A 21,388-nucleotide genomic window follows, 5' to 3' on the forward strand; every position below is an offset into this window, starting at 1 on the left:
AACGGGCGGGTGCGACACGACGTGGTGGGCCGCCGGCGCGAGGGCGGGTGGTGGCGTACGACCGGTGTCAGCAGTCCGCGGATGTGCACGCTTCCGCGACGAGGGTGCTGCGGCGCTCGACCGCGGTGATCGGCGGCGTCGTCGTCGCGGTGGTGGCGGTGCCGTCGATGTCCTGCCATGTGGTGGTCCCGGCGAGCCGGTACTGGCCGGACCACGTCGTCGTCAGCGTGATGGCGTAGGTGCCGGTGTCGCCGTAGCTGTGGTGGACGTCGTGGTCGGGGTAGGGGCGGCCCGGGCTCGTCGTGACGAGGGGGGCGGAGCCGTCGCCGTAGTCCCAACTGTAGGACGTGGCGGTGGCCTGGACCTCGACGGCGTAGCCGAGCAGGTCGGCAGCGAGGTTCTGCTGCGCCGCGGTCGCCATGGTGATGGTGGGGATGTTGATGAGGACCGTGGCGGCGGCGGGCTGGATGGTGACCTGCGCCGGGGTGAGGGGCAGGCGACGGAAGTCCTCGGCGGTGAACGCGGGGAGGACGTCCTGGGGGCAGGACCAGGGGCTGACGAGGGTCCAAGCGCTCCAGGGAGCAGTCGGAGTGCTGCGCGACCGGCCCCAGAGTGGCTCGAGAGGAGCGACGCCCTCGCAGTCAGGGACAGACTGTGCCGGCATTCGTCGCGCAACTTCCGTTGCCGGGCGTCGAGATCTCGCCGGAAGTGACCGGACAAAGCGGCGCCCGGAGATACTCGATGAGTGCCAGGGCCCGACTTGCGCCTGCGGAGCGCCACGCCTGCTCAGCGGCGAAGCCCTCGCGCGCGTTGAGTTCGAAGACGTCACCGCGGGCTGCGGCCTATACCGCCTCGTCCTCGTCGCCGAGACCGGGACGCGCGAGCGCTGCCGATCCGACAAGCACCAGCATGGCGGTGAACACTGCGATCTTGGTGGTTGAGCGAGCGCTCACGACTCAACCGTCTCGACATCTAGCTCCAGCACGCGCCAGTTTGAGCCGTCATGGCGGAGCGCGTACGTGAGCACGTGCTTCTCTGATTCGGTGCGCTCGGAGACGACTTCGCCGGCTTCGTCGTACTCCTTCGAAGGTCCCTCGTTCGCCGTAACGGTCGCTCCGTAGCGGCCCACGTTGATCTCCCATGCAGACACTTCAAGAATGGCGATGGCCGACCCGGAACTTGAGTGACTTGCCGCCACCTGCTCTTGGACATTGCGTATGACGGACTGGCAAAATACGCACTCCGGATCGCTCAGTTCGTTCCACTTGCTCAGGTCGCCTGTCGCGTACGCGTACGGGTAGAGCTGCAGGAAGTACGTGGCCGCCGCCTCCGCGCCGGCGACGCTGACCTCGTCCATGGCGGCAGGTCGTTCCGGAGCAATCGCCTCGGGCGGCGTCGTGGGCGTCGGCGTGGACGTGGCAGACGCTGTGGTACTGCCGGGCTCCGGGGGGCCAGGTGTCGGCTCGACGGACTCGCGCGTGCACCCGGCGAGACCGCCGACCGCGCACACGCCGAGAAGCAGTGTCGCGATGCACCGAACCAGACGCATGGCCGCAACCTAGCGGCGACCCGGACAATCCCGACAGGTCGGCATGCGATCTGTGGACAGTGCGTCACTCGTACGCGTGACGCTCAGAGAACGCCAGGGATCCGTGCCGGCGGATACTCCCCTGTCGCCCTGGTCGCCTCCTTCTACGAGTCGCCGTCCATAGTCGGCCTGACGGGCGGGACGCCGCTCCAGCAGGGCTACCGGCTCCTCGCCTCACCGCCGAACGTGCTGCTTCCCGCGCTCTCGTTCGAACCGCTTGCTGGCGACGAGGGCGCTACCAGGGGGCAGCCTGTCAAGAACGCGAGGAGGAGCCTCATACGCCCTCCGCTGGCACACTCTCCAGGACCTCGACCTCTCGAACTGTCCACGCACCGTCCTTGACGGTTAAGGCGAACTCAACAGTGTTTAGAGTGCTTTCAGCGCGTTCGCTTACCACAGCTCCCGCTTGGTCGAGCTCTGTCGAAGGGCCCTCGACGAACGTGGCGTTGACGCCGAACCACGAGCCTCGAGTTATCTCGCGGGCCTCGATCTCCTGGAGATTGATCAGGGACCCGCGATTTACTGTGCCGGATTCCTGCTGCGCCTCGACGTTGGATATGACCGAGGCGCAGAAGATGCACTCAGGATCGCTGAGGATGCTCCACTCCGCCAGGTCTCGGGTGGCGTATACGTACGGGTAAAGTTGCAAGAAGTAGGTTGCTGCGGCCTCTGCGCCATCGACACTGATTTCATCCATGGCAGCCGGCCGTTCGGGAGCAATCGCCTCGGGCGGCGTCGTGGGCGTCGGCGTGGGGCTGGGCGTCGCCGTCGGACTGCTCGACACGGTCGGCGCCGGAGTCGGCTCGACCGAGTCACGAGTGCACCCCGCCAACCCGCCGACCGCGCACGCGCCGATGAGCAGTGCCGCCGTGCCCCCGCTCGGACGCATGGCCCGCAACCTACCGGCGAGCCGGACATTCCCGACAGGTCGCGAAGCGATCTGTGGACAGCGCATCACCCATACGCGGGACGCTCAGAGAACGCCAGGGATCCGTGCCGAGGGATGACGATCGGTCCGCCACGCGGCACCCTGGACGCGGAGGTCCAGCCATGCCGCACACGTACCCGCACATCGCCCACGTCATACGGCGGTGAAGGCGGGAAGGGCGTCCTCGGGGAGGACCACTCAGACACATACCGCCACGGGCTCCAGGCGGTAGTGGGTGTCGTTCTGTCGCGTCGCCAGAGAAGCCTCAACGGCTTGGCCCTCTCGCAAACACGCTCCGTCCAGGACCAAAGTCGTCGTTGCAGTCGCCATTCAGCAGAGCCGACACTGCGACCGAAGTGGTGCCGCACTTCACGGCTCGCGTGCGCTCAGGCGGTCGCCCGCGTTAGCTGATGCTGCGCCTGCCGCTTGTTCAAGGCCATGTGCGCCTCGGGCCGAGAGGTGCGTGGAGTCATCTTTGGACCGCCGTCCAGTCCGGGGTCCGCCTCGGCTTCTGCGGCATTGGCAGGCGCGCGCCCCCCAGCACGCCTGCCACGGAGACGGCCGGGCACGCGAACATCGTCCCGCGAGTTTTTGACTAGGCGGTGCCACTGATCACTTCCGGTTGCACGCCGCGAATCACCGGCTTCCCGTTCGCAATCTCAACCCCTACGAGCGTCCGGTATGTCTTGGCGTCGGGGAAGTCCTCCACAAGAGTGCCGGCCCGGTCGAGCGTGGCAGACGGTGCTTGCCGGAACTCCACCGTGACGGAGGTGTACGAGCTGTCGACGGCGACTCCCTCGACGCTCTGAATTGAGATCGCGCCCCCCTGCGTTGTGTGCATTAGAGCAACCTGCTCCTCAACATTGCTGATGACCGAGGCGCAGAATTGGCACCCTGCGTGGCTGAGGGACCGCCACTCGGCCAGGTCCCCCGTTGCGTACACGTAGGGGTACAACTGCAAGAAGTACTCCGCTGCTGCCTCGGCGCCAGCGACGCTGACCTCGTCCATAGCGGCCGGTCGTTTAGGAGCAATGGCCTCGGGCAGCGTCGTCGACGTCGGAGTAGACGTAGGCGTTCGCGCTGGGCCGCCGCTCTCCGCGGTCGGTTTCGACGTCGGGTCGGGCGAAGGGCCGGTGCACGCCGCGAGGCCGCCGACCGCGCACACGCCGAGAAGCAGCGTCGCGATGCCCCGATCAAGGTGCATTGCCGCAACCTATCGGTGAGGCGGACAATCGCGACAGGTCACGAGGCGCCACTTACGGCTCGGAAAGGTCCTCCGCCGGTGACGTGATGGCGGTCGGGCTACTGGGTGGACGTCGGCGCCGGCCCGACGCGGCGACGTCCGTGAGCGTCGCCGCGCAGCGCGGCGCGTTGCGCCAGCGGGGTGGTGTGCGGCTCGAACGGCCCGCTCGCCTGAGTGGTCAGCAGGTCGGCGAGCTGCACGCGCCTGCGACGAGGGTGCTGCGGCGTTCGACGGCGGTGATCGGCGGGGCCGTGGTGACGGTCGTGGCGGTGCCGTCGATGTCCTGCCAGGTGGTGGTCCCGGCGAGGCGGTACTGGCCGGCCCAGGTGGTGGTCAGCGTGATGGCGAAGGTGCCGGCGTCGCCGTAGCTGTGGTGGACGTCGTGGTCGGGGTAGGGGCGGCCCGGGCTCGTCGTGACGAGGGGGGCGGAGCCGTCGCCGTAGTCCCAGCTGTAGGAGGTGGCGGTGGCCTGGACCTCGACGGCGTAGCCGAGCAGGTCGGTGGTCAGGTTCTGCTGCGCGGCGGTGGCCATGGTGATGGTGGGGATGTTGATGAGGACGGTGGCGGCGGCGGGTTGGATGGTGACCTGGGCCGGGCTGAGCGGGAGGCAACGGAAGTCCTCGGCCGAGAAGGCGGGAAGGGCTTCTTGGGGGCAGGACGCCTCGGCTGCCAAGAGCCAAACACTCCATGGGCTTGTCGGCGTAGCGCGCTCGCGGCGCCACAGCGGCAGCAGGGGTACAGCTCCTTGACAGTCCAAGGACTCGCCTGGCCCTTCGTCCAGAGCGCAGTCACCGTTCAGCGGAGTCGAGATGTGTCCGCTACTGCGGCCGCACATGCGGGTCCTCGTGTACTCGACGACCCGCAGGCTGGGATCCTGCGCCGACGACTGCCATGCCCGCTCAGCCGTGTATGCGTCGCGAGCGTTCAACTCATAGACGCTTCCTCGGCCGATCGCCGACACGGCCTGACTTTCATCCCTTGAGCCAGCACTCGCGAGCGTCGCTGGTCCGAGTATCAGCGCGGCCGTGATCAGCACCGTTGTGAACTGCCGGAGGGTCATGAGGCGGGCTCCACGCCCACTTCAAGCACTCGCCACGCCGTGCCGTCGTGGGCGAGCGCGTAGGTCAGCTCGTTGGTCTCTGGGGTGAGGCGCTGAGAGACGAGCTCGCCGGATGCGTCGAGTTCCATGGACGGGCCCTCAGTCGCATTCACAGTTGCGCCGTAACGGCCGACACTGATCTCCCAGGCGAAGACCTCGTGCACGTCCATGCGAGATCCGGTGCTCGAATGTCCTGCCGCAACTTGCTCTTCCACATTGAGTACGACGGAGTTGCAGAATACGCATTCAGGGTCGCTCAGGTTGCGCCACTCGGTGAGGTCGCCTGTCGCGTACGCGTACGGGTAGAGCTGCATGAAGTACGTGGCCGCCGCCTCCGCGCCAGCGACGCTGATCTCGTCCATGGCAGCCGGCCGTTCGGGAGCAATCGCCTCGGGCGGCGTCGTGGGCGTCGGCGTGGGGCTGGGCGTCGCCGTCGGACTGCTCGACACGGTCGGCGCCGGAGTCGGCTCGACCGAGTCACGAGTGCACCCCGCCAACCCGCCGACCGCGCACGCGCCGATGAGCAGTGCCGCGGTGCCCCTGCTCGGACGCATGGCCCGCAACCTACCGGCGAGCCGGACATTCCCGACAGGTCGGCATGCGATCTGTGGACAGTGCGTCACTCGTACGCGTGACGCTCAGAGAACGCCAGGGATCCGTGCCGGCGGATACTCCCCTGTCGCCCTGGTCGCCTCCTTCTACGAGTGGCGTTCATAAGTCGGCCTGACGGGCGGGACGCCGCTTCAGCAGCGCTACCGGCTCCTTGGGGTCCTGCCGACATGTGGACGTCACCACGGCGACCTCGCCTGCGGACCGCGCCGGCGGCGGGCATCGCGGCCATCGGCGCGGCCGTCGAACTTTGGGACGCCAGCAAGCTCATCGAGCGCTCCACCGGCAACCAAAGGCACTTGCCGGTGCCTGGTTACCCCGGGGCGCGCGCTGCCGAAATGGGACCGAGAGATCTCGCCGGTGTGCGGTCAGCACGTCCGAGCCGCGGGCCCTTCGTCAGCAGCCCGGTGAGCTGCACGCGCCTGCGACGAGGGTGCTGCGGCGTTCGACGGCGGTGATCGGCGGCGTCGTCGTCACCGTGGTGGCGGTGCCGTCGATGTCCTGCCAGGTGGTGGTGCCGGCGAGGCGGTACTGGCCGGCCCAGGTGGTGGTCAGCGTGATGGCGTAGGTGCCGGGGTCGCCGTAGCTGTGGTGGACGTCGTGGTCGGGGTAGGGGCGGCCGGGGCTCGTCGTGACGAGGGGGGCGGAGCCGTCGCCGTAGTCCCAGCTGTAGGAGGTGGCGGTGGCCTGGACCTCGACGGCGTAGCCGAGCAGGTCGGTGGTGAGGTTCTGCTGGGCGGCGGTGGCCATGGTGATGGTGGGGATGTTGATGAGGACCGTGGCGGCGGCGGGTTGGATGGTGACCTGGGCCGGGCTGAGCGGGAGGCGACGGAAGTCCTCGGCCGAGAAGGCGGGGAGGGCTTCTTGGGGGCAGGACGCTGGTGAGGTGAAGAGCCAAGGACCCCACGGACTGGCAGGTGTGGCGCGCTCGCGGCGCCACAGTGGATTGATGTGCGCCACACCGCCGCAATCCGGGATATCAACAGGGCCCTCGTCGGCAGTGCAGTTGCCATTGGCTGGCGTCGACGGGCGGCCCGAAGAAATACCGCACATACGGCTTCGCATGTACTCGATCAGGCGCAGACGAGGGTCTGTCGATGAGGACTGCCACGCTCGTTCGGTCGCGAGCGCATCGCGGGCTGTGATGGTGACGCCGTCGTCGCGCGCCTCGCCGCCGTATGTGACGTCCGCGTGCGCAGTACCTGCTGCGGGGACAACCAGCAGAAGGGCGAGAGTGACGCTTACGGCGCGACGAGCGCTCACTCGGCCGGCCCGTCAAGGACATCAATTCCCCGAACCTGCCATCCGGTGGGCGTTGGGACAAGGACCACGTAAAGCTGGTACCGCCCTCCGAGGGACTCGTCGACCGTCATGCCCGCAGCGTCAAATTCCCGGCTTGCCGCTTGCTCGGTCGTGACGGTGACGGCGTAGAGTTCCGGGGAGATGTCGACAGCTGATATGTCGATGAACGTGTTACCGCCGCCTTCCGACCGGCCTCCAGTGGCGACCTGCTCCTCCACGTTCGTGATAACCGACGCGCAGAAGATGCACTCTGGATGGCTTAGTCCTCGCCACTCCGTTAGGTCTCCTGTTGCGTACACGTACGGGTAGAGTTCCAAAAAATAGGCGGCAAATGCCCCCGCTCCCTCTGTGCTGATCTCATGCGTGGCTGAGGGCCGATCCGGCGCAGTTGCCTCCGGCGGGGTCGTCGGTGTTGGCGTCGGGCCACTCGTTGCGGTCGGCGTCGGCGTCGGCGTCGGCTCGGGTGAACGGTCAGTGCACCCCGTGAGCCCTCCGACCGCGCACAGCGCGACGAGCAGTGCCGCGGTGCCCCTGCTGAGACGCATGGCCGCAACCTACCGGCGAGCCGGACATTCCCGACAGGTCGCGAAGCGATCTGTGGACAGCGCATCACCCATACGCGTGACGCTCAGAGAACGCCGGGAATGTCGCCAAGGGTCGACGGTCCGCCCCCCGCGGCGGGATCCAGCTCGCGTTCCAGCAGGTCGACGAGCAGACGCCGACCACATGGCCCGAGCAGGCGGTCCCGCAGCAGCTGCACCTCGACACGCAGGTCCCCAGCAAGGAGGAGCTCGACCGACAGCACGAGCGCATCGTGGCGCTCGGCGGGACGCTGCGATTCGACCGCAGCGACGACCCGCAGGAGCCGCTCCGTGTCTACGCCGACCCCGACGGTCACACGCTCTGCGTCTTCGTGGGCTGAGCATTCCGCCGCTTATCCACAGATTCGTCGTCTCCCCGACGCGCGCGCTCTCGCGCAGATAGACATACCGGACCCGCCGGTCCCACGAGAGCGAGACGTGCGCCATGAGCGCGACTGCCACCTCCTTCGGCAACGCCACGGCGTTGCGCGACGACGCCGCGCGCCTACGCCGTCGCGCGGAGGCGGCGGAGGACCTGGCCGCGGTTGCGGCGCGGGCCGACGTCGGCCGGTGGTCGGGCGAGGCGTGCGACGCCTACCTCGAAACCCTCGCCGGCGTGGTGCGTGACCTGCGCCGGGCGGCCGACGACAGCGTGGACGCCGCCACAGTCCTGGACGGCCACGCGGACACGATCACGTGGGCCGACGACCGCCTCGCCTCCGCGGTACCGGCTACGGCGTGGGAGGCGGACGCGCTGCTCGAGGACGTGCGCGACGCCGTGGACGGCTCGGCGGAGCGCGCCGCCTCGGCACTCCAGGCGATCACCGACCGCATCGACCGGCTGCCGCCGTTCTGGAGCGCCGTCATCGGCGCGCACCACCAGTACTACCTCGGGATGGCCGAGGGCACGGTGGCCATGATCGAGGGCTGGTGGCAGTTCAGTGCCGTTCGGTTCATCTCCGACCCTGATGCGGTGATCTCCGACGGCGTCGCCGTGGCGACCGGGCTCTACACCGGACTGCGCGAGGATCCGGAGGCGCTGGTCAAGGCGATGGTCGACTACGACACCTGGCGGACCGAGCCCTTCAGGGCAGCAGGGCGGCTGGTACCCGACCTCATCATCGTTGGGGCGACAGCGGGAGGCGGAGCTGCCGCCTCTGCCGGACTTCGGGGCAGCCGCTTCTTGAGGACCGTCGCTGGTGAGCGTGATTCGCCGACGGCGCAGGGGCCCTCGGCATCCCGAGAACCTGGCCACGGCGACCATCCCGAAGAAGAGGCACTCGACGTGGAACCACGATCGATGCCAACCTTCGACGAGTTCCTGCGCGATCCCGAGGCCTTGCGCGGAGCGGCGTGGGAGGACGTGAGGCAGCTCGTTCCGGAGACGTGGAACGAGCTGCCACTGAAGAAGGGGGAGGGCGTCCGATTCCTCAATCCGGAGAGGCTCGGCGAGGCGGTCATGCTTGAGCGAGGTGTGCCCGACGCTAGCGACCTCCTGCACTTCGGTCCCTACCTGCGGGTCAGTCGAGACGGAGAGACGATTCGCGTTCCCCTTGCTGGCAACCCGGATCTTGAGCAATGACGCTCGACGAGGTGTGCCGCATCGTCCTCTTCCAGGCGATTGAAGAGGACGCGAGCCTCTGGCAGATCCTTTGGGAGCTCAATCACAAGTTCCCCGACGCCGTGCCGCAGCGGCGACGCCTGATGGCGGCACGGGTGGTCAGCACGCTTGCACACGAGGCCCTCATCACGATCGCCTGGAGCACGTGGGACGCGCAAGATCGGCGCCTGGTCCCCGACGAGGAGATTGACGCTGTGGTCGCGGACGACCGGTTCTGGCGGCCGGCTGGTCCAGGTGACGTGGGGCTCGCTATCAACATCACGGAAGTTGGCGAGGCTCACTACTTCGGCCCAAGCCGCGGAGCGTGGGTCTTCGAGGCGGGCACGTGACCCTCCGACGCGGCTGGGCGGCTGGCGGTGATGCTCCCCTCCCCAGGCGCGCGCGTGCGGTCGGTGTCGAGTCCGCAGTGAACGGACGCGACGCTGCTGTTTCGGCCCGCGCCAAACCCGGGCGCCCAGATGCCGATCCGCGGGATCGCGCCGTCGCAGAGCGCTTAGCCCAGCAGCTCCGAGACGCCATGGAGGGCCGATGAGGAATCACCCGTGCACTGTCGCCATGATCGGAGCGCTGGTGTACGAGCACGGCAGCCTCGAGCCGATACTCGCGGAAAACCTCGAGGAGATGGACGGTGTCGTCCTTCCCCATCTGATCCTCTCGGATGTCGTCCGGTGGACGGTGGCGCACGTACGCGACGAGCCCACGACGTGCCGCGGGATCTGGGAATGGCTGGGCCGCGCCTATCTGTCGGGCACCGAACCCGTCAGGAACCTCATCTGGGTCAGCGATGTGGAGATGCTCCCCGACCCGCAGGACCCCGGGGGCGCGGAGCTGCGCGGCTATCTGAGCCCGGAGCTCCGCGAGATCGACTACGAGTACCACCCGAGCCTCCGGCCATGAGTGGTGTGGACGTGTGGTTCGACAGCTCGCGCCCGCTCGGCCGGGCCCTGACGGGTGCCAGCGCCGCCCGCCGGATGCCTCACGCCGCGCACCGCGGGCGGCATACGACTCGCGTTGGAGCAGGTCGACGAGCCGACATCGGCGCGCTGGCGTCGCCGTGACGCTCCCCAGTCCCGAGAACCCCCAGAACGCGCCGATCTGGGACAACTACGTCGTCGCTCAGGTGGCGCAGGCCTCGCTGGGGGCGATCCCGCGGCACGCGCTCGCGGTCGGTGTCGAGATCGCAGGGAAGGACGTGACGCTGCGGTTCCAGCTCGCTCGCGAGACCCCGGACGACGACGAAGACATCGAAGACATCAAGGATGCGTTCTGGGTGCTGGTGGGGAACGACGTCAACATCGGCGTGCGCACGGACGTCATGTCGGCTCCCGAACTCGAGGTGCGTAGGGGTGTGCGCTGGATCTACCGCGCCCGGCTCGACGACTGAGCGCTGTGATGACTCACGAGGTGAACGACCTGTCGCTCGAGGAGCTTGAAGGCGACCGGTGGGGCGAGCCACCGCCGGGATCGACGTTCCTCATCACCCGCGTGACGCAGCTGCGGCGGGTCCCTGTCGGCTCCCTCGACACCGAGGGCCTCAGGATCATGATCGGTCAGGGTGTCGGTCTACCCGTTCTGATCCCGCGCGCTCTCGCGGTGCTACGCCGGGATCCGCTCGCCCACGGCGACTTCTATCCGGGGGACCTCCTGGCCGCCGTCGTGCGCAAGTACGACGACTGGAAGTCGACCGTTGACGACCCCGAAGGCGAGCTGCGTCGCATCGTCCACGCGATCGACGTCGAGGACGCGGACGTCATGCCGGACCTCCTCGCGGAGCTGGCACCCTTCATCGCCGACCCGGACTGACCTCAGCTCCGTTCCGGCGCCCGCCCGAGGTGCTCCTCGGCGGGAAACCGACGTCGTGCCTGCGTGTGCTTCTCCCGTGCCGCCGCCATGAGGTCGATGCCGAGCACGTCGGCGAGCCGCACGAGGTAGAGCAGCACGTCGGAGATCTCCTCGCCGGCCCGCGCCCGTCGCCGCGGGTCGTCGCGCACGGCGAGTGCCTCGTCCGTCGGGAGCCACTGGAACAGCTCCGCGAGCTCGCCGACCTCGCCGACGATCGCGAGGACGAGCGACTTCGGGTCGTGGAACTGCGTCCAGTCGCGCTGCTCGGAGAACTCGCGCATCAGGCGGCTCAGCTCGGTCAGCTGCGGTTCGCGTCCGTCGTCGTCCGTCGTGTGCACGCAGTGACGGTGCCACAACCCCCCCGCGGCGCGCCCCGGTCAGGGCGCAAGGATCCGCGTCAGGTCCTCGGCCCGACGCGCGTGTGATGGCGCGCGTCCGGGTGACCTGACAAGACCTGCGGGGTGGGTCCGTCTAGTCTGCGTGCAGTCGAGAGGGGGGCACACGTGCCGGAGGAGTTCGCGGTCGAGACGCCAGCGCTGCGCCAGCTCGCTGGGAAGCTGTCGGCGGAGGGATGGGACGCACAGGCGTGCGGCCCGGCCTGGACCTACGCCTGGAACCACCTGACGCTGGACACGATGCCTGGCGCTCTGCTGTACAACCAGGCCGTCGGGTCGATGAACGAGACGCGCGACGGCGTCGTGCAGATGCTCGAGGCGCTCGGGCTCTCGCTCAACGGGTCCGCGACGGAGCTGATGGCGACGGCTGCGGCCTACGACGCGACCGACGACGCGACCGACGCGCGCCTCGACTCCCTGTACAGCGGCGGCCAACCCCAGGCGTCGCGGGAGTCGATGTCGATGCCCGTGTGCGTCGCGACCTCGACGTCCGCGCTGCGCGAGCCGGTGAGCGACCCAGGGACGACCCTGATGGAGCGGATCTTCACGGCCGACTGGCTGAGCCCGACATCGCTCGTCATGGAGGTCCTCGACGCGATCTTCGGGTACGACCCGTTCAAGGAGGCGCAGAAGTCCTTCGCCGGCGACTGGAACGCGATGTACGCGGCCGGGTCGGCGTCTCAGAATCTCGGCCAGTACATGACGCTCGTCGGCCTCACGGTGGATGCCGAGACTGCCGTGTGCATGCAGCGGTGGTACGGCGACGCCGCGCTGGCGGCGGCCGCGCACTTCGGTGAGGTCGCGGCGCAGTGCGAGCAGATCGCCCAGGCGCTGCGCGACTTCAAGGGTCAGGCCGACGGGCTCGCCATGGCCATGGAGACGCAGGCCGAGCTGCTCGCCGGGATCCTCGCGTCGATCATGGACATCGCGCTCGCGGGTGCCATCGCGTACGGGTTCGCCGCGCTGACCTCGTGGACGGGCATCGGCGGCATCGTCGGCTTCCTCGCCGGCAGCGCGGCGATCGCCCGGGCGGTGTGGCTGGCCGGCGAGGCCCTCGCGGTCATCAACGAGGCACGGACGTACCTGGACGTGTTCGTGGCCGGGGCCGGCGTGCTCCAGGCGCTGACCATGACGTCGCCGACCTTCAAGCTGCCGGCGGCGTACGACAACGGGAGGGTCTGAGCGTGTCCGAGACCGAGCTGGGCCCGCAGGGCGGCGACCAGGAGCGGGAGCCGCGCCTCTTCGCGACGATCCCGACGAACGACCCCCTGCACCGGGCGGCGCGCGACGGGCTCGAGGAGCTGCGGCGCTCGGGGCCGCCGCAGTTGCGGGACCTGGCCGCAGCCGTGCTCGACGGGCGCATGGACATCCGCTCGTTCGCGTCGTCGTCGGCGTTCGCGCCCGTGCTCGCTGCGGCCGCGGAGCGCTCGCGGGCGGAGGCGGCGGCGATGACTCCGGAGCAGCGCGAGCAGCAGCTGGACGCGCTGCGGCGCGAGGCGCTCGCGCGGTTCCGACAGGAGCAGCAGTGAGCCGACGGCCTCCGCCGGTCCGGTTGCTTTGCCTGCTCGTGGTGACGACGACGATGCTCGTGGGCTGCACGAGCGGTGACGGCTCGCAGGGGCGGTTCGAGGACGGCTCCGCGGCGTTCACCGTCACCTACACCCCCGAGCCCGACGGCGAGCCGGTCTCGGTCGAGGTCACGATGGACGGCACGGACTGCTACGTCGATATCGCCGGCACGCACTTCGGCGAGGACGTCGACAACGCTGCTCGGGCCGCGCACCTCGAGGAGGTCGCCAAGGACGTCTCCGCGCCGCTCGGCTACTACGCAGGGGCCGTCTCGGGGCTCGCCGGGGACGAGCCGCGGCTGTCGGTGGTGCTGCCCGACGGCGGCGTCTACGTCGCCCGTGAGCCGCTCGAGATGTCCGACGGCGGTTTCGAGGTCGCCGACCTGCCGGGCCGCGTGTCCGAGAGCGCGCGCAGGATGGCGACGACCGACGTCGACGCGACGGTCACCGGCGAGTTCGTGTGCGGGTCGACGGAGACGTTCGGGCGCTGATCCCCGGAGCTCGAGCCCGCGCCAGGCGTCCGGCTACGGCATTCCGCCGTCGTCGTTCGGCGTCGATCCCTTGATGACGCCCGGCTCGCCGCTCGCGGCGACGCCAGCGCGGATCGACGGTTGGCCCGGCGCGGCACCGGGGCTCTCGCTCGCGGCCGACGTCGGCGCCGCCTCGCGGTAGGTCCGGGACATCACCCGGTAGATGGGCGACCGGAACGCGAGCAGGCCTGCCACCACCATGAGCAGCCCGCCGAGGAGGAACACGAGCGCGATGCCGCGCGCGTCGCCGTCGCCGAGCAGCGGCCGGAGTGCCGCGCTGCCGGCGTCCGAGCGGGCGTACGGGATGATCCAGAACTCGGCGAGCGGCGCGATGAGGAACGCGGTGATCGGGGTCGCCGCCGCCTCGAACGTCATCGCGACGCCGAAGACGCGGCCCTGCCGTTCGAGCGGGACCACCCGCTGGATGACCGTCTGCTCGGCGGCCTCCACGACCGGGATCAGGCACATGTAGAGCCACATGCCTACGGCGTAGAGCACCCACCACTCGCGGATCGTGAACGTCGCGCCCAGCGCTCCCATGCCGACGACGACGAGCAGCATCGTCCGCATGGGGTTCGGGCCCAGCCCGAACTTGGCGACCGCCCCGCCACCGACGATGAATCCCGTCGCGCTGACGGCCAGCACGATCCCCCACACCTCGACGGAGAACAGCTCGAGTCCGTAGGGGTCCATCAGTGCGATGTAGAGACCCCCGATGAGGTTGTTGAACGTCGCGAAGGTGATGAGCGAGAAGAGCCCGGGCGCCGAGCGGATGACGGCGATCGAGCCGGAGAGGTCGACGGCGGCGCGCGCACCGGACGTCGGCGCCGCGGCGACCCGGTCCTCGGGGAAGCGGATGGTGACGAGGTGCACGAGCGTCGCGGCCATGAGGCCGAGCGCGATCGCGAGCGTCCACCCCATCCCGAGCAGCCCGACCGACAGGCCGCTGAACACGCTCGTGACCATGAACCCGACGCCCTGGACGGTGCCCACGAGCCCGTTGGCGTTCGCGCGGCGCTCGTCCGGCACGAGGATCGTCACGGTCGTCGAGAGCGCGATGTTGCGCATCTGCTCCACGACGGCGCCCGCGAGGATGATCACGGTGAAGGCCCAGAACCACGGCCCGCCGAGGTCGAGCAGCGCCGCCTCCGGCAGCAGCCAGAACATCGCGCCGGCGACCCCGAACGCGAGCAGCGTCATCGCGCTCGAGGCCTGCATGACGCGCAGCTTGCGGTGGTGGTCGACGATCGTCCCGAAGACGATGCTGCTCAGCGCGACGAAGAGCATGTACGCGCCGCCGACGACGCCCGTGGCCAGCACGGAGCGCGTGCCCAGGTAGACCCAGAACGTCAGCGCGAACCAGAGGAAGCTCGTGGTGACGTTCGCGACGGCGGTGTTGACGAGGATGTGGCCGAACGTGCGCATGGCGGTGCTGGCGGCGGGATGGTCGCTGTCGGCAGTCACGGGGGCGGTCCTCTCAGCGGGCGGGTGAGCGCTCATCGACGACAGACCGCTGGTGCGCCGCGGATTCATCGGGCGCGGAGCACTGCCTGCGCGTCGTCCACCGGTGTACCGCCGCCTGCCCGTTAGTGTCCGAGGCGATCAGCGGTACCGACGGACTTCCGCGCCTCATGGCCGGACATGCCCCCTCCGCACGAACTTCGTGCTGCGCAGGGGTCGTCGGTGCAACCCATCAGGTGGAGCGGTCGTGCGCTCGCGGTCATGTGCGACGGCGACGCGACCGAGGTCGAGCGCCAGCTCGCCGAGCATTTCGTCATGAGCGGTCTCGGCCTCCCCGGCCCGGGAGAGCGGCGCTCCTGGCGCAACAGCCTGCCAGCGCTGGCACGTGACCTCGCCGACGCCGGCCTCGGCGGGGTCGAGGTGCTTCCCGAGCGGCGCCTCCCGCTCAGTTCCAAACGGGCCGACGTCGTCTTGGCCGGCGTGCACCCCCGCACCGGACGCGACTCGTACGTCGTCGTCGAGCTCAAGCAGTGGGGCCGCGCCTCGCGCTGGGAGGCGAGCGACACCCTGGTCGACGTCGACGGTGCCCCCTACCGCCCGTCCCTGCACCCGTCCGCCCAGGTCGCCGGATACGCGCAGTATCTGCGCGACTTCGTCGTGGTGCTCGCCGAGCGGCCCGAGGCGATGGACGGCGTGGCGTACCTGCACAACGCGACCGACGCCGCCGTCGCGGACCTTCGCGGCATGCCGGCGGCCAGCGAGGCGCGCCTGTTCACGGGCCAGCGTCGGGCGGACTTCATCGACTACCTGCGCAGTCGCCTCGCACCCGAGCCGGGCGCGGCCGCTGCGGACCGGTTCCTCGGCTCGGCGATCCGGCCGTCGAAACAGCTCCTGGCGGTCGCCGCGAAGGAGATCCGCGAGCGCGAGCAGTTCGTGCTGCTCGACGAGCAGCGTGTCGCGTACGAGCTCGTTCTCGCCGCCGTCGAGGAGGCGCGCTCGTCGAACCATAAGACGGCCATCGTCATCGCCGGAGGACCGGGGAGCGGCAAGAGCGTCATCGCGCTGTCGCTGCTCGGCGAGCTCGCGCGGCAGGGCAGGTCGGTGCTGCACGCGACCGGCTCGCAGTCGTTCACGACGACCCTGCGGCAGGTTGCGGGCAAGGGGTCCACGCAGGTCAAGAGCCTGTTCAAGTACTTCAACAGCTTCATGGACGCCGAGACCAACGGGCTCGACGTGCTCATCCTCGACGAGGCGCACCGGCTCCGGGAGAAGTCCGTGAACCGCTGGACGGCGAAGTCGCTACGCGAGAACGCACGCCCGCAGGTGGAGGAGCTGCTCGACGCCGCCCGGGTGCCCGTGTTCCTCCTCGACCAGCACCAGGTGGTGCGGCCGGGCGAGATGGGCAGCGTCGCGGAGATCGAGCACCACGCGCGTACCAAGGGTCTGACGGTCCGGCACGTCGACCTCAACGCGCAGTACCGGGCCGGGGGCAGCGACGCATACCTCGACTGGGTCCTGCGGCTTCTGGGCCTCCGCGAGGGTGGGCCCATCCCGTGGAGCGACGAGGCGAGCTTCTCCGTCGACGTCGTCGACTCGCCGGTGGAGCTTGAAGGGCGGCTCGCCGCGAAGCGCGACGAGGGCTATGGCGCTCGTATGACCGCCGGTTACTGCTGGCCGTGGAGCAATCCGCGCAACGACGGCTCGCTCGTCCCGGACGTGCGCATCGGTGACTGGTCTCGGCCGTGGAACCTCAAGAGTGACCGCTCCGTGGGTGGGGCGCCGCCGTCGCCGCTCTGGGCGACGGATCCGGCGGGCTTCTGGCAGGTGGGCTGCGTCTACACCGCGCAGGGGTTCGAGTACGACTGGAACGGCGTCATCCTCGGCAACGACCTCGTGTGGCGCGAGGACCGCTGGGTGGCACAGCGGGAGTTCAACAAGGACCCCGACTTCCGGAACCGCAAGGTGGTCGACGACGCGACGTTCGACCGGCTGGTGCGGCACGTCTACAAAGTGCTGCTGACGCGGGGGATGGTGGGGGCGCTGCTGTACTCGACGGACGAGGAGACGCGGGCGATGCTGCGCCGCGTGGTGAATGCTGGCTAGTTCTCGCTACGCCGTTCGGTCACGTCGACGTAAAGGCTGCCCGACACGCGTCCGGTAGTCGTTCCCCATGTCGCGGCTCGGCGGCGGCTCACGTCGCTCCCATCACCTGCCGAAGTATGCAAGTAGGCCGAGAATGCGGAGGGCGCCATGGCCGGTTATGCCGTCGTCGACGTGGAGACGACCGGGCTCTTTCCGGGAGCGCATGATCGCATCGTCGAGATCGCGGTCGTGCACGTGGACCCCGGCGGGGCCATCGAGGAGTCGTGGACGACGTTGCTCAACCCCGGGCGCGACCTCGGACCGCAGCACGTCCACGGCATCAGCGCCGCAGACGTGCTGAGCGCCCCGACGTTCGCCCAGGTCGCCGGTGACCTCGCCGATCGCCTCGCGGGCCGTACCTTCGTCGCGCACAACGCGCACTTCGATCGGCGCTTCGTCCACACGGAGTTCGCGAGCGCCGGGTGGGATGTCCCCATCACTGCGGACCGGTGCCTCTGCACCATGCAGTGGGCCGGACGTCTGCTCCCCGGTGCACCGCGCGCGCTCGCCGGGTGCTGCTCGCATCTCGGCATCCCTCTCACCGAAGCGCACACCGCGCTCGCCGACGCCACCGCTACTGCGCACCTGCTGGGCGCCTATCTCGGGATACGTGACCCTGCGCCGTGGCACGACGTCGTCGTCGACGCGAGCTCCACCCCCTGGCCGCCCATCGCGCGCCAGCCCTTCACCGCTGCCCAGCGCGGGGCGGCGCGGTCGAGGCAGGTCCCCTTCCTCAAGCGACTGGCCGACCGGCTGCCGAGTGCGGGCGACACGCTGGAGCAGGAGCAGTACCTGGCACTGCTCGACCGCGCGCTGCTGGACCGGTTCCTGTCCGTCCGTGAGCAGGATGGGCTCGTCTCTCTCGCCGTCGAGCTCGGGATCGACCGGGCCACCGCGCGCGACCTGCATGTCGGCTACTACGAGGCGTTGGCGCGAGTCGCGTGGGCGGACGGTCTGCTCTCGGACGACGAGAAGGGAGATCTGAACGCGGTTGGAGCCTTGCTTGGCCTTGACCAGGCGGAGATGGCAGAGGCGCTCATCATCGCTACGGCGGAGGTGACGTCCGGCGCCACGGGGCCGCCCACGCATCGGGTCACTACTTTCCGGCTGCGCCCGGGCGACCTCGTGGTGTTCACGGGCGACATGGCGGTGCCGCGCGAGACTTGGATGGAGCGCGCCCAGGCAGTTGGCCTCGTTCCCTGGTCCGGCGTAACCAAGAAGGTGGCGCTCGTGGTGGCCGCCGACCCGGATTCGCTCTCGGGAAAGGCGCGTAAGGCCGCCGACTACGGCATCCCGATTGTGACCGAGCAGGCATTCGAACAGATGCTGGCGACACTCACGACGTGAACCCGGCACCTGCTTCCCGCGGGTGCCACGCCCCTATCGGCAGCGCGCCGTAGCTACGCCGAGAACCGCTCCCACCGCCACGCCAGCAGCTCCCGATCCGGCGCGTCCGCCCGCCGCGTCGGCAGCGTCAGCTCCCGCCCGTGCATCTCCTGGATCCCGTGCTTGAGCATCGGCCCGTCGACCTCCTCGAGCACGTCCGTCCGCACCTGCACCTGGTAGTCCGGCGTCACCCCGAGGATGTTCTGGTCGTACGCGGCGTGGTGGATCTTGCAGAGCGCGAGCCCGTTCGGTGTCGTCGGGACGCCGTGCGCCTCCGAGTCCGGCACGATGTGCGCCGCGTCCAGCAACGACCCGTGCTGCAGCCGGCAGATCGAGCACTGCGTGTTGTACGCGAGCAGCACCCGCGTCCGGAACGCCGGCTGGTGCAGCCGCTGCTTGGCGAGGCGGCGCGCGTACTCGCGCTGCGGCTCCGCGAGGCTCCGCACGTCACCCATGAACCGGAACGCCTCGTCGAGCGCGATGATGAACGCGCGACTCTCGGGCTCGTCGTCGACCACGTACACCGGCATCACGGGCGTGTAGTAGTTCGCCACTTCCTTGCGGAACAGGATGAGCGGCTGCCCCGTCTCCATCGCGGTCCGCAGCTTGCGGTTGTCGCCGCTCCACGGGTCACCCTTGCGGTAGCTGTAGTGCAGGAGACCGTCGTCGGACTCGACGTCGTCGTAGGGCCCGTTCGACGTCGCGACGATCGACAGCGTCGAGCTGAACGACGCCGGGTTGCGGATGCCCCGCGAGAAGTCGATGAGCGGAAGGTCGCGGCCGTCGATCCGGAAACCCAGGAGCTCCTGCCGGTGGAGGAACCCGCCGTTCATCGCGGCACGTTCGCGTAGCCAGCTCATGATCTCGACGCGAAGCGCCGACTCGACAGCGGTGTCCACCGCGCGAGCTCACCATGAAATGGGCCGTGGAAACAGGGCCGGAAGGCTTATCGGCTCACGAAGTGCCATGTCGGTGCCGACGAGTCCCTGGGAGGTACTCACATGCCCGCAGGGGACTCAGCCGGCGCAGAGGCGCGCCGCCAGCTCGCACTCGCCGATGCCCACGCCGCCGCGGCAGCGGAAGCCCGCGCCACGGCCGCCCGGTACGGCATCGCCGACGTGACGGAGAAGCGCACCGCGCAAGCCCTCGCCCCGCTCGCCGCCGTCGGCCATCACCTCCTCGCCGACCGCCGCTGGCCCGGCAGCCGCCGCGCCCAGGTCGACCTGGTCGTGGTCGGCCCCGGTGGGGTCTTCATCGTCGACACGAAGGCGTGGAAGGACGTCCGCATCCAGGCCGACCGGATCCACCGCGGCCAGGATGACGTCACCGACGACGTCCTGGCCCTCGCCGACCTCGCGTACGCCGCCGAGGGCGACCTCGCCGACGTGGGCCTCGCTCCGGGCGAGGTGCACGCCGTCGTCGTCCTGGCGGGCCGCCAGGGCATCAACGAGCGCGTCGGTCCGGTGTGCGTCGTCGGCGAGAAGGACGTGCTGCGGTTCATCGCCGCGAAGGGCAGCCGCCTGACACCGACGCAGGTCGACACGGTGCTGACGCGCGCACTGGCCCTGTTCCCTGAGGTGAACGCGCCCGCGCCCGTGAGCGTGGCGCTTCCCGAGCCGGTCATCCCGACCCAGGCGACGGCGTCGATGGAGCCGCTCCTCAGCGAGGAGGACGTCCAGTCGGCGCTGCTCGAGGGGATGCTCGCGAGCCCGATCGAGGAGTGGATGACGTTCCTCCACCCGTCTCAGGCCAAGCTCGTCCGCCGCTCCTTCAACGGCCCTTCGCGCATCCGTGGCGCCGCCGGCACGGGCAAGACCGTCGTCGGCCTCCACCGCGCCGCGTACCTGGCGCGGACGCGACCCGGGAGGGTGCTGGTCACCACCTTCGTCCGGACGCTGCCCGACGTCCTCAAGCAGTCCCTGCATCGCATGGCGCCGGACGTCGCGGATCGCGTCGAGTTCGTCGGCATCCACCAGTTCGCCCTGCGGGTGCTCGACGAGCGCGGCGTGCGCCTCAACCTCAACGGCCAGAAGGCCGACGCCGCGTTCAAGGTCGCCTGGGAGCGTGTCGGCGCGGCCGGACGCCTTGGCACCTCGGCGATGCAGGTGCGCTACTGGAAGGAGGAGGTCCAGAGCGTCATCAAGGGCCGCGGCATCACGCAGTTCGACCAGTACGCCGACCTCCTGCGGACCGGTCGCGGCTACCGCCTGAACCTGGACCAGCGCCGGGAGGTCTGGCGCCTGTACGAGGCCTACGACGCCGAGCTGCGCGGCCAGGGCGTGTGCGACTTCGCCGACGCCATCCTCCTGGCGGAGGCAGAGCTGCGGCGCGAGCCGCTCACCGAGCCGTACGGAGCCGTCATCGTCGACGAGGCGCAGGACCTCAGCTGCGCCATGGTGCGCATGCTCCACGGCCTTGTCGGTGACGCGCCCGACGCCTTCACCCTCATCGGCGACGGCCAGCAGTCCATCTACCCCGGTGGCTACACGCTCGGCGAGCTGGGCATCTCCCTCGCCGGCCGCGGCGTCGTCATGGACGTCAACTACCGCAACACCCGCGAGATCCTCGAGTTCGCGCAGCGCATGGTCGCCGGCGACGAGTTCTCGGACATCGAGGGAGCGGGCGCGCGCGGCGACGTGCCGGGCAGCGTCCCGCGCACCGGCGCCCGGCCGGTGATCGAGCAGTGTGCCGGCGCGCGGGAGCGGGGGCCTCGTATGGTGCAGCGCGTCCGCCACGTCCTCGGCGAGGTCGGCACGGGCCCGGGCGACATCGGCGTCCTGTGCCTGAGCAAGTTCGCCGTGCGCGACGCGCTCCAGGCGCTCCAGCGCGCGGGGATCCCGGCGATCGATCTCGAGAAGTACGCCGGCACACCCGTCGAGGCCGTCAAGGTCGGCACGATCAAGCGGGCCAAGGGGCTGGAGTTCAAGCAGGTGCTCCTGCCCGACGTCGTCTCGGCCGACGTCGGCAACGCCGCGCCGCCCGAGGACGGGACCGAGCGCGAGCGGTGGGACCTTCGCCGTCGCGAGCTGTACGTGGGGATGACGCGTGCGCGCGACGGTCTGTGGGTCGGGGTGGTCTGAGGACGGTGACCTA

General features: G+C 69.7%; 23 protein-coding genes. 12 read left to right on the forward strand and 11 right to left on the reverse strand.

Going from position 1 to position 21,388, the window contains the following annotated elements:
• Positions 1 to 67: 67 nt before the first annotated feature.
• The 8 genes from IDM29_RS00420 to IDM29_RS00455 all read right to left on the reverse strand — a co-directional run bounded on the left by IDM29_RS00420 (position 68) and on the right by IDM29_RS00455 (position 7,314).
• On the reverse strand, positions 68 to 664 hold the full coding sequence (locus tag IDM29_RS00420) for a PKD domain-containing protein (protein WP_188037014.1): 597 nt from the start codon (positions 662 to 664) through the stop codon (positions 68 to 70).
• Between the two features lie 285 nt (positions 665 to 949).
• Complete coding sequence (locus IDM29_RS00425) at positions 950 to 1,549, reverse strand: DUF6318 family protein (protein WP_255499746.1); 600 nt, start codon at positions 1,547 to 1,549, stop codon at positions 950 to 952.
• Positions 1,550 to 1,862: 313 nt separating this feature from the next.
• Positions 1,863 to 2,543 carry a DUF6318 family protein gene (locus IDM29_RS00430; protein ID WP_309232650.1) on the reverse strand — a complete coding sequence of 227 codons (681 nt, stop codon included), beginning with the start codon at positions 2,541 to 2,543 and terminating at the stop codon, positions 1,863 to 1,865.
• Positions 2,544 to 3,111: 568 nt separating this feature from the next.
• The gene (locus tag IDM29_RS00435; RefSeq protein ID WP_255499748.1) at positions 3,112 to 3,720 is read right to left on the reverse strand and encodes a DUF6318 family protein; all 609 of its coding nucleotides are present in this window, start codon (positions 3,718 to 3,720) and stop codon (positions 3,112 to 3,114) included.
• A gap of 217 nt (positions 3,721 to 3,937) precedes the next feature.
• Entirely contained in the window at positions 3,938 to 4,432 is a 495-nt protein-coding gene (locus IDM29_RS00440; RefSeq protein ID WP_188037018.1) for a PKD domain-containing protein, read from the reverse strand.
• Between the two features lie 383 nt (positions 4,433 to 4,815).
• Complete coding sequence (locus IDM29_RS00445) at positions 4,816 to 5,412, reverse strand: DUF6318 family protein (RefSeq protein WP_255499749.1); 597 nt, start codon at positions 5,410 to 5,412, stop codon at positions 4,816 to 4,818.
• Between the two features lie 451 nt (positions 5,413 to 5,863).
• The gene (locus IDM29_RS17545) at positions 5,864 to 6,730 is read right to left on the reverse strand and encodes a PKD domain-containing protein (protein ID WP_188037020.1); all 867 of its coding nucleotides are present in this window, start codon (positions 6,728 to 6,730) and stop codon (positions 5,864 to 5,866) included.
• Positions 6,727 to 7,314 carry a DUF6318 family protein gene (locus IDM29_RS00455; RefSeq protein WP_188037021.1) on the reverse strand — a complete coding sequence of 196 codons (588 nt, stop codon included), beginning with the start codon at positions 7,312 to 7,314 and terminating at the stop codon, positions 6,727 to 6,729. The genes IDM29_RS17545 and IDM29_RS00455 overlap by 4 nt, the downstream gene beginning before the upstream one ends.
• Before the next feature lie 137 nt (positions 7,315 to 7,451).
• On the opposite strand from IDM29_RS00455, the gene IDM29_RS00460 reads away from it, so the two are divergent.
• The 6 genes from IDM29_RS00460 (at position 7,452) to IDM29_RS00485 (ending at position 10,774) form a co-directional block, all read left to right on the forward strand.
• Complete coding sequence (locus IDM29_RS00460) at positions 7,452 to 7,691, forward strand: VOC family protein (RefSeq protein WP_188037039.1); 240 nt, start codon at positions 7,452 to 7,454, stop codon at positions 7,689 to 7,691.
• A gap of 104 nt (positions 7,692 to 7,795) precedes the next feature.
• Positions 7,796 to 8,932 carry a putative T7SS-secreted protein gene (locus IDM29_RS00465; protein ID WP_188037022.1) on the forward strand — a complete coding sequence of 379 codons (1,137 nt, stop codon included), beginning with the start codon at positions 7,796 to 7,798 and terminating at the stop codon, positions 8,930 to 8,932.
• Positions 8,929 to 9,300, forward strand: a complete 372-nt coding sequence (locus IDM29_RS00470) for a hypothetical protein (protein WP_188037023.1) — start codon at positions 8,929 to 8,931, stop codon at positions 9,298 to 9,300. The genes IDM29_RS00465 and IDM29_RS00470 overlap by 4 nt, the downstream gene beginning before the upstream one ends.
• Before the next feature lie 226 nt (positions 9,301 to 9,526).
• Complete coding sequence (locus tag IDM29_RS00475) at positions 9,527 to 9,868, forward strand: hypothetical protein (protein ID WP_188037024.1); 342 nt, start codon at positions 9,527 to 9,529, stop codon at positions 9,866 to 9,868.
• Between the two features lie 157 nt (positions 9,869 to 10,025).
• On the forward strand, positions 10,026 to 10,355 hold the full coding sequence (locus IDM29_RS00480; RefSeq protein WP_182112674.1) for a hypothetical protein: 330 nt from the start codon (positions 10,026 to 10,028) through the stop codon (positions 10,353 to 10,355).
• Positions 10,356 to 10,363: 8 nt separating this feature from the next.
• Positions 10,364 to 10,774: a contact-dependent growth inhibition system immunity protein gene (locus IDM29_RS00485; RefSeq protein WP_223147802.1), complete on the forward strand. Its 411-nt coding sequence runs from the start codon at positions 10,364 to 10,366 to the stop codon at positions 10,772 to 10,774.
• A 2-nt stretch (positions 10,775 to 10,776) separates the two neighbouring features.
• On the opposite strand, the gene IDM29_RS00490 is transcribed toward IDM29_RS00485, so the two are convergent.
• The gene (locus IDM29_RS00490; RefSeq protein WP_255491708.1) at positions 10,777 to 11,151 is read right to left on the reverse strand and encodes a nucleotide pyrophosphohydrolase; all 375 of its coding nucleotides are present in this window, start codon (positions 11,149 to 11,151) and stop codon (positions 10,777 to 10,779) included.
• A 165-nt stretch (positions 11,152 to 11,316) separates the two neighbouring features.
• On the opposite strand from IDM29_RS00490, the gene IDM29_RS00495 reads away from it, so the two are divergent.
• The 3 genes from IDM29_RS00495 to IDM29_RS00505 are packed head-to-tail and all read left to right on the forward strand — an operon-like array spanning position 11,317 to position 13,267.
• Complete coding sequence (locus IDM29_RS00495) at positions 11,317 to 12,390, forward strand: hypothetical protein (RefSeq protein ID WP_182112675.1); 1,074 nt, start codon at positions 11,317 to 11,319, stop codon at positions 12,388 to 12,390.
• Positions 12,391 to 12,392: 2 nt separating this feature from the next.
• On the forward strand, positions 12,393 to 12,737 hold the full coding sequence (locus IDM29_RS00500; RefSeq protein ID WP_182112676.1) for a hypothetical protein: 345 nt from the start codon (positions 12,393 to 12,395) through the stop codon (positions 12,735 to 12,737).
• Positions 12,734 to 13,267, forward strand: a complete 534-nt coding sequence (locus IDM29_RS00505) for a hypothetical protein (RefSeq protein ID WP_188037025.1) — start codon at positions 12,734 to 12,736, stop codon at positions 13,265 to 13,267. The genes IDM29_RS00500 and IDM29_RS00505 overlap by 4 nt, the downstream gene beginning before the upstream one ends.
• Positions 13,268 to 13,300: 33 nt before the next feature.
• On the opposite strand, the gene IDM29_RS00510 is transcribed toward IDM29_RS00505, so the two are convergent.
• Entirely contained in the window at positions 13,301 to 14,806 is a 1,506-nt protein-coding gene (locus IDM29_RS00510; protein WP_375372387.1) for an MFS transporter, read from the reverse strand.
• Between the two features lie 222 nt (positions 14,807 to 15,028).
• Here IDM29_RS00510 and IDM29_RS00515 point away from each other — a divergent pair, with 222 nt between their 5' ends.
• Together IDM29_RS00515 and IDM29_RS00520 are read left to right on the forward strand one after the other, a co-directional pair.
• Entirely contained in the window at positions 15,029 to 16,870 is a 1,842-nt protein-coding gene (locus IDM29_RS00515) for a DUF2075 domain-containing protein (protein WP_182112678.1), read from the forward strand.
• Positions 16,871 to 17,017: 147 nt separating this feature from the next.
• Positions 17,018 to 18,256, forward strand: a complete 1,239-nt coding sequence (locus tag IDM29_RS00520; RefSeq protein ID WP_182112679.1) for an exonuclease domain-containing protein — start codon at positions 17,018 to 17,020, stop codon at positions 18,254 to 18,256.
• Between the two features lie 53 nt (positions 18,257 to 18,309).
• Here the strand turns inward: IDM29_RS00520 and IDM29_RS17550 are convergent, their stop codons facing one another.
• Positions 18,310 to 19,194 carry an HNH endonuclease gene (locus tag IDM29_RS17550; RefSeq protein WP_223147803.1) on the reverse strand — a complete coding sequence of 295 codons (885 nt, stop codon included), beginning with the start codon at positions 19,192 to 19,194 and terminating at the stop codon, positions 18,310 to 18,312.
• 102 nt (positions 19,195 to 19,296) lie between these two features.
• Here IDM29_RS17550 and IDM29_RS00530 point away from each other — a divergent pair, with 102 nt between their 5' ends.
• On the forward strand, positions 19,297 to 21,375 hold the full coding sequence (locus tag IDM29_RS00530) for a nuclease-related domain-containing DEAD/DEAH box helicase (RefSeq protein WP_188037027.1): 2,079 nt from the start codon (positions 19,297 to 19,299) through the stop codon (positions 21,373 to 21,375).
• Positions 21,376 to 21,388 lie beyond the last annotated feature (13 nt).

It is taken from the genome of Actinotalea sp. JY-7885 (genome assembly GCF_014525465.1).
Lineage (GTDB): Bacteria > Actinomycetota > Actinomycetes > Actinomycetales > Cellulomonadaceae > Actinotalea.

What these genes read in the sequence shown, in the direction of transcription:
- IDM29_RS00420 (WP_188037014.1), bottom strand. Translation starts at nt 664, where the DNA reads ATGCCGGCACAGTCTGTCCCTGACTGCGAGGGCGTCGCTCCTCTCGAG.
- IDM29_RS00475 (WP_188037024.1), top strand. Translation starts at nt 9,527, where the DNA reads ATGATCGGAGCGCTGGTGTACGAGCACGGCAGCCTCGAGCCGATACTC.
- IDM29_RS00455 (WP_188037021.1), bottom strand. Translation starts at nt 7,314, where the DNA reads ATGCGTCTCAGCAGGGGCACCGCGGCACTGCTCGTCGCGCTGTGCGCG.
- IDM29_RS00465 (WP_188037022.1), top strand. Translation starts at nt 7,796, where the DNA reads ATGAGCGCGACTGCCACCTCCTTCGGCAACGCCACGGCGTTGCGCGAC.
- IDM29_RS00520 (WP_182112679.1), top strand. Translation starts at nt 17,018, where the DNA reads ATGGCCGGTTATGCCGTCGTCGACGTGGAGACGACCGGGCTCTTTCCG.
- IDM29_RS00435 (WP_255499748.1), bottom strand. Translation starts at nt 3,720, where the DNA reads ATGCACCTTGATCGGGGCATCGCGACGCTGCTTCTCGGCGTGTGCGCG.
- IDM29_RS00530 (WP_188037027.1), top strand. Translation starts at nt 19,297, where the DNA reads ATGCCCGCAGGGGACTCAGCCGGCGCAGAGGCGCGCCGCCAGCTCGCA.
- IDM29_RS00515 (WP_182112678.1), top strand. Translation starts at nt 15,029, where the DNA reads ATGTGCGACGGCGACGCGACCGAGGTCGAGCGCCAGCTCGCCGAGCAT.
- IDM29_RS00430 (WP_309232650.1), bottom strand. Translation starts at nt 2,543, where the DNA reads ATGCGCTGTCCACAGATCGCTTCGCGACCTGTCGGGAATGTCCGGCTC.
- IDM29_RS00485 (WP_223147802.1), top strand. Translation starts at nt 10,364, where the DNA reads ATGACTCACGAGGTGAACGACCTGTCGCTCGAGGAGCTTGAAGGCGAC.
- IDM29_RS00425 (WP_255499746.1), bottom strand. Translation starts at nt 1,549, where the DNA reads ATGCGTCTGGTTCGGTGCATCGCGACACTGCTTCTCGGCGTGTGCGCG.
- IDM29_RS00510 (WP_375372387.1), bottom strand. Translation starts at nt 14,806, where the DNA reads ATGAGCGCTCACCCGCCCGCTGAGAGGACCGCCCCCGTGACTGCCGAC.
- IDM29_RS00470 (WP_188037023.1), top strand. Translation starts at nt 8,929, where the DNA reads ATGACGCTCGACGAGGTGTGCCGCATCGTCCTCTTCCAGGCGATTGAA.
- IDM29_RS00445 (WP_255499749.1), bottom strand. Translation starts at nt 5,412, where the DNA reads ATGCGTCCGAGCAGGGGCACCGCGGCACTGCTCATCGGCGCGTGCGCG.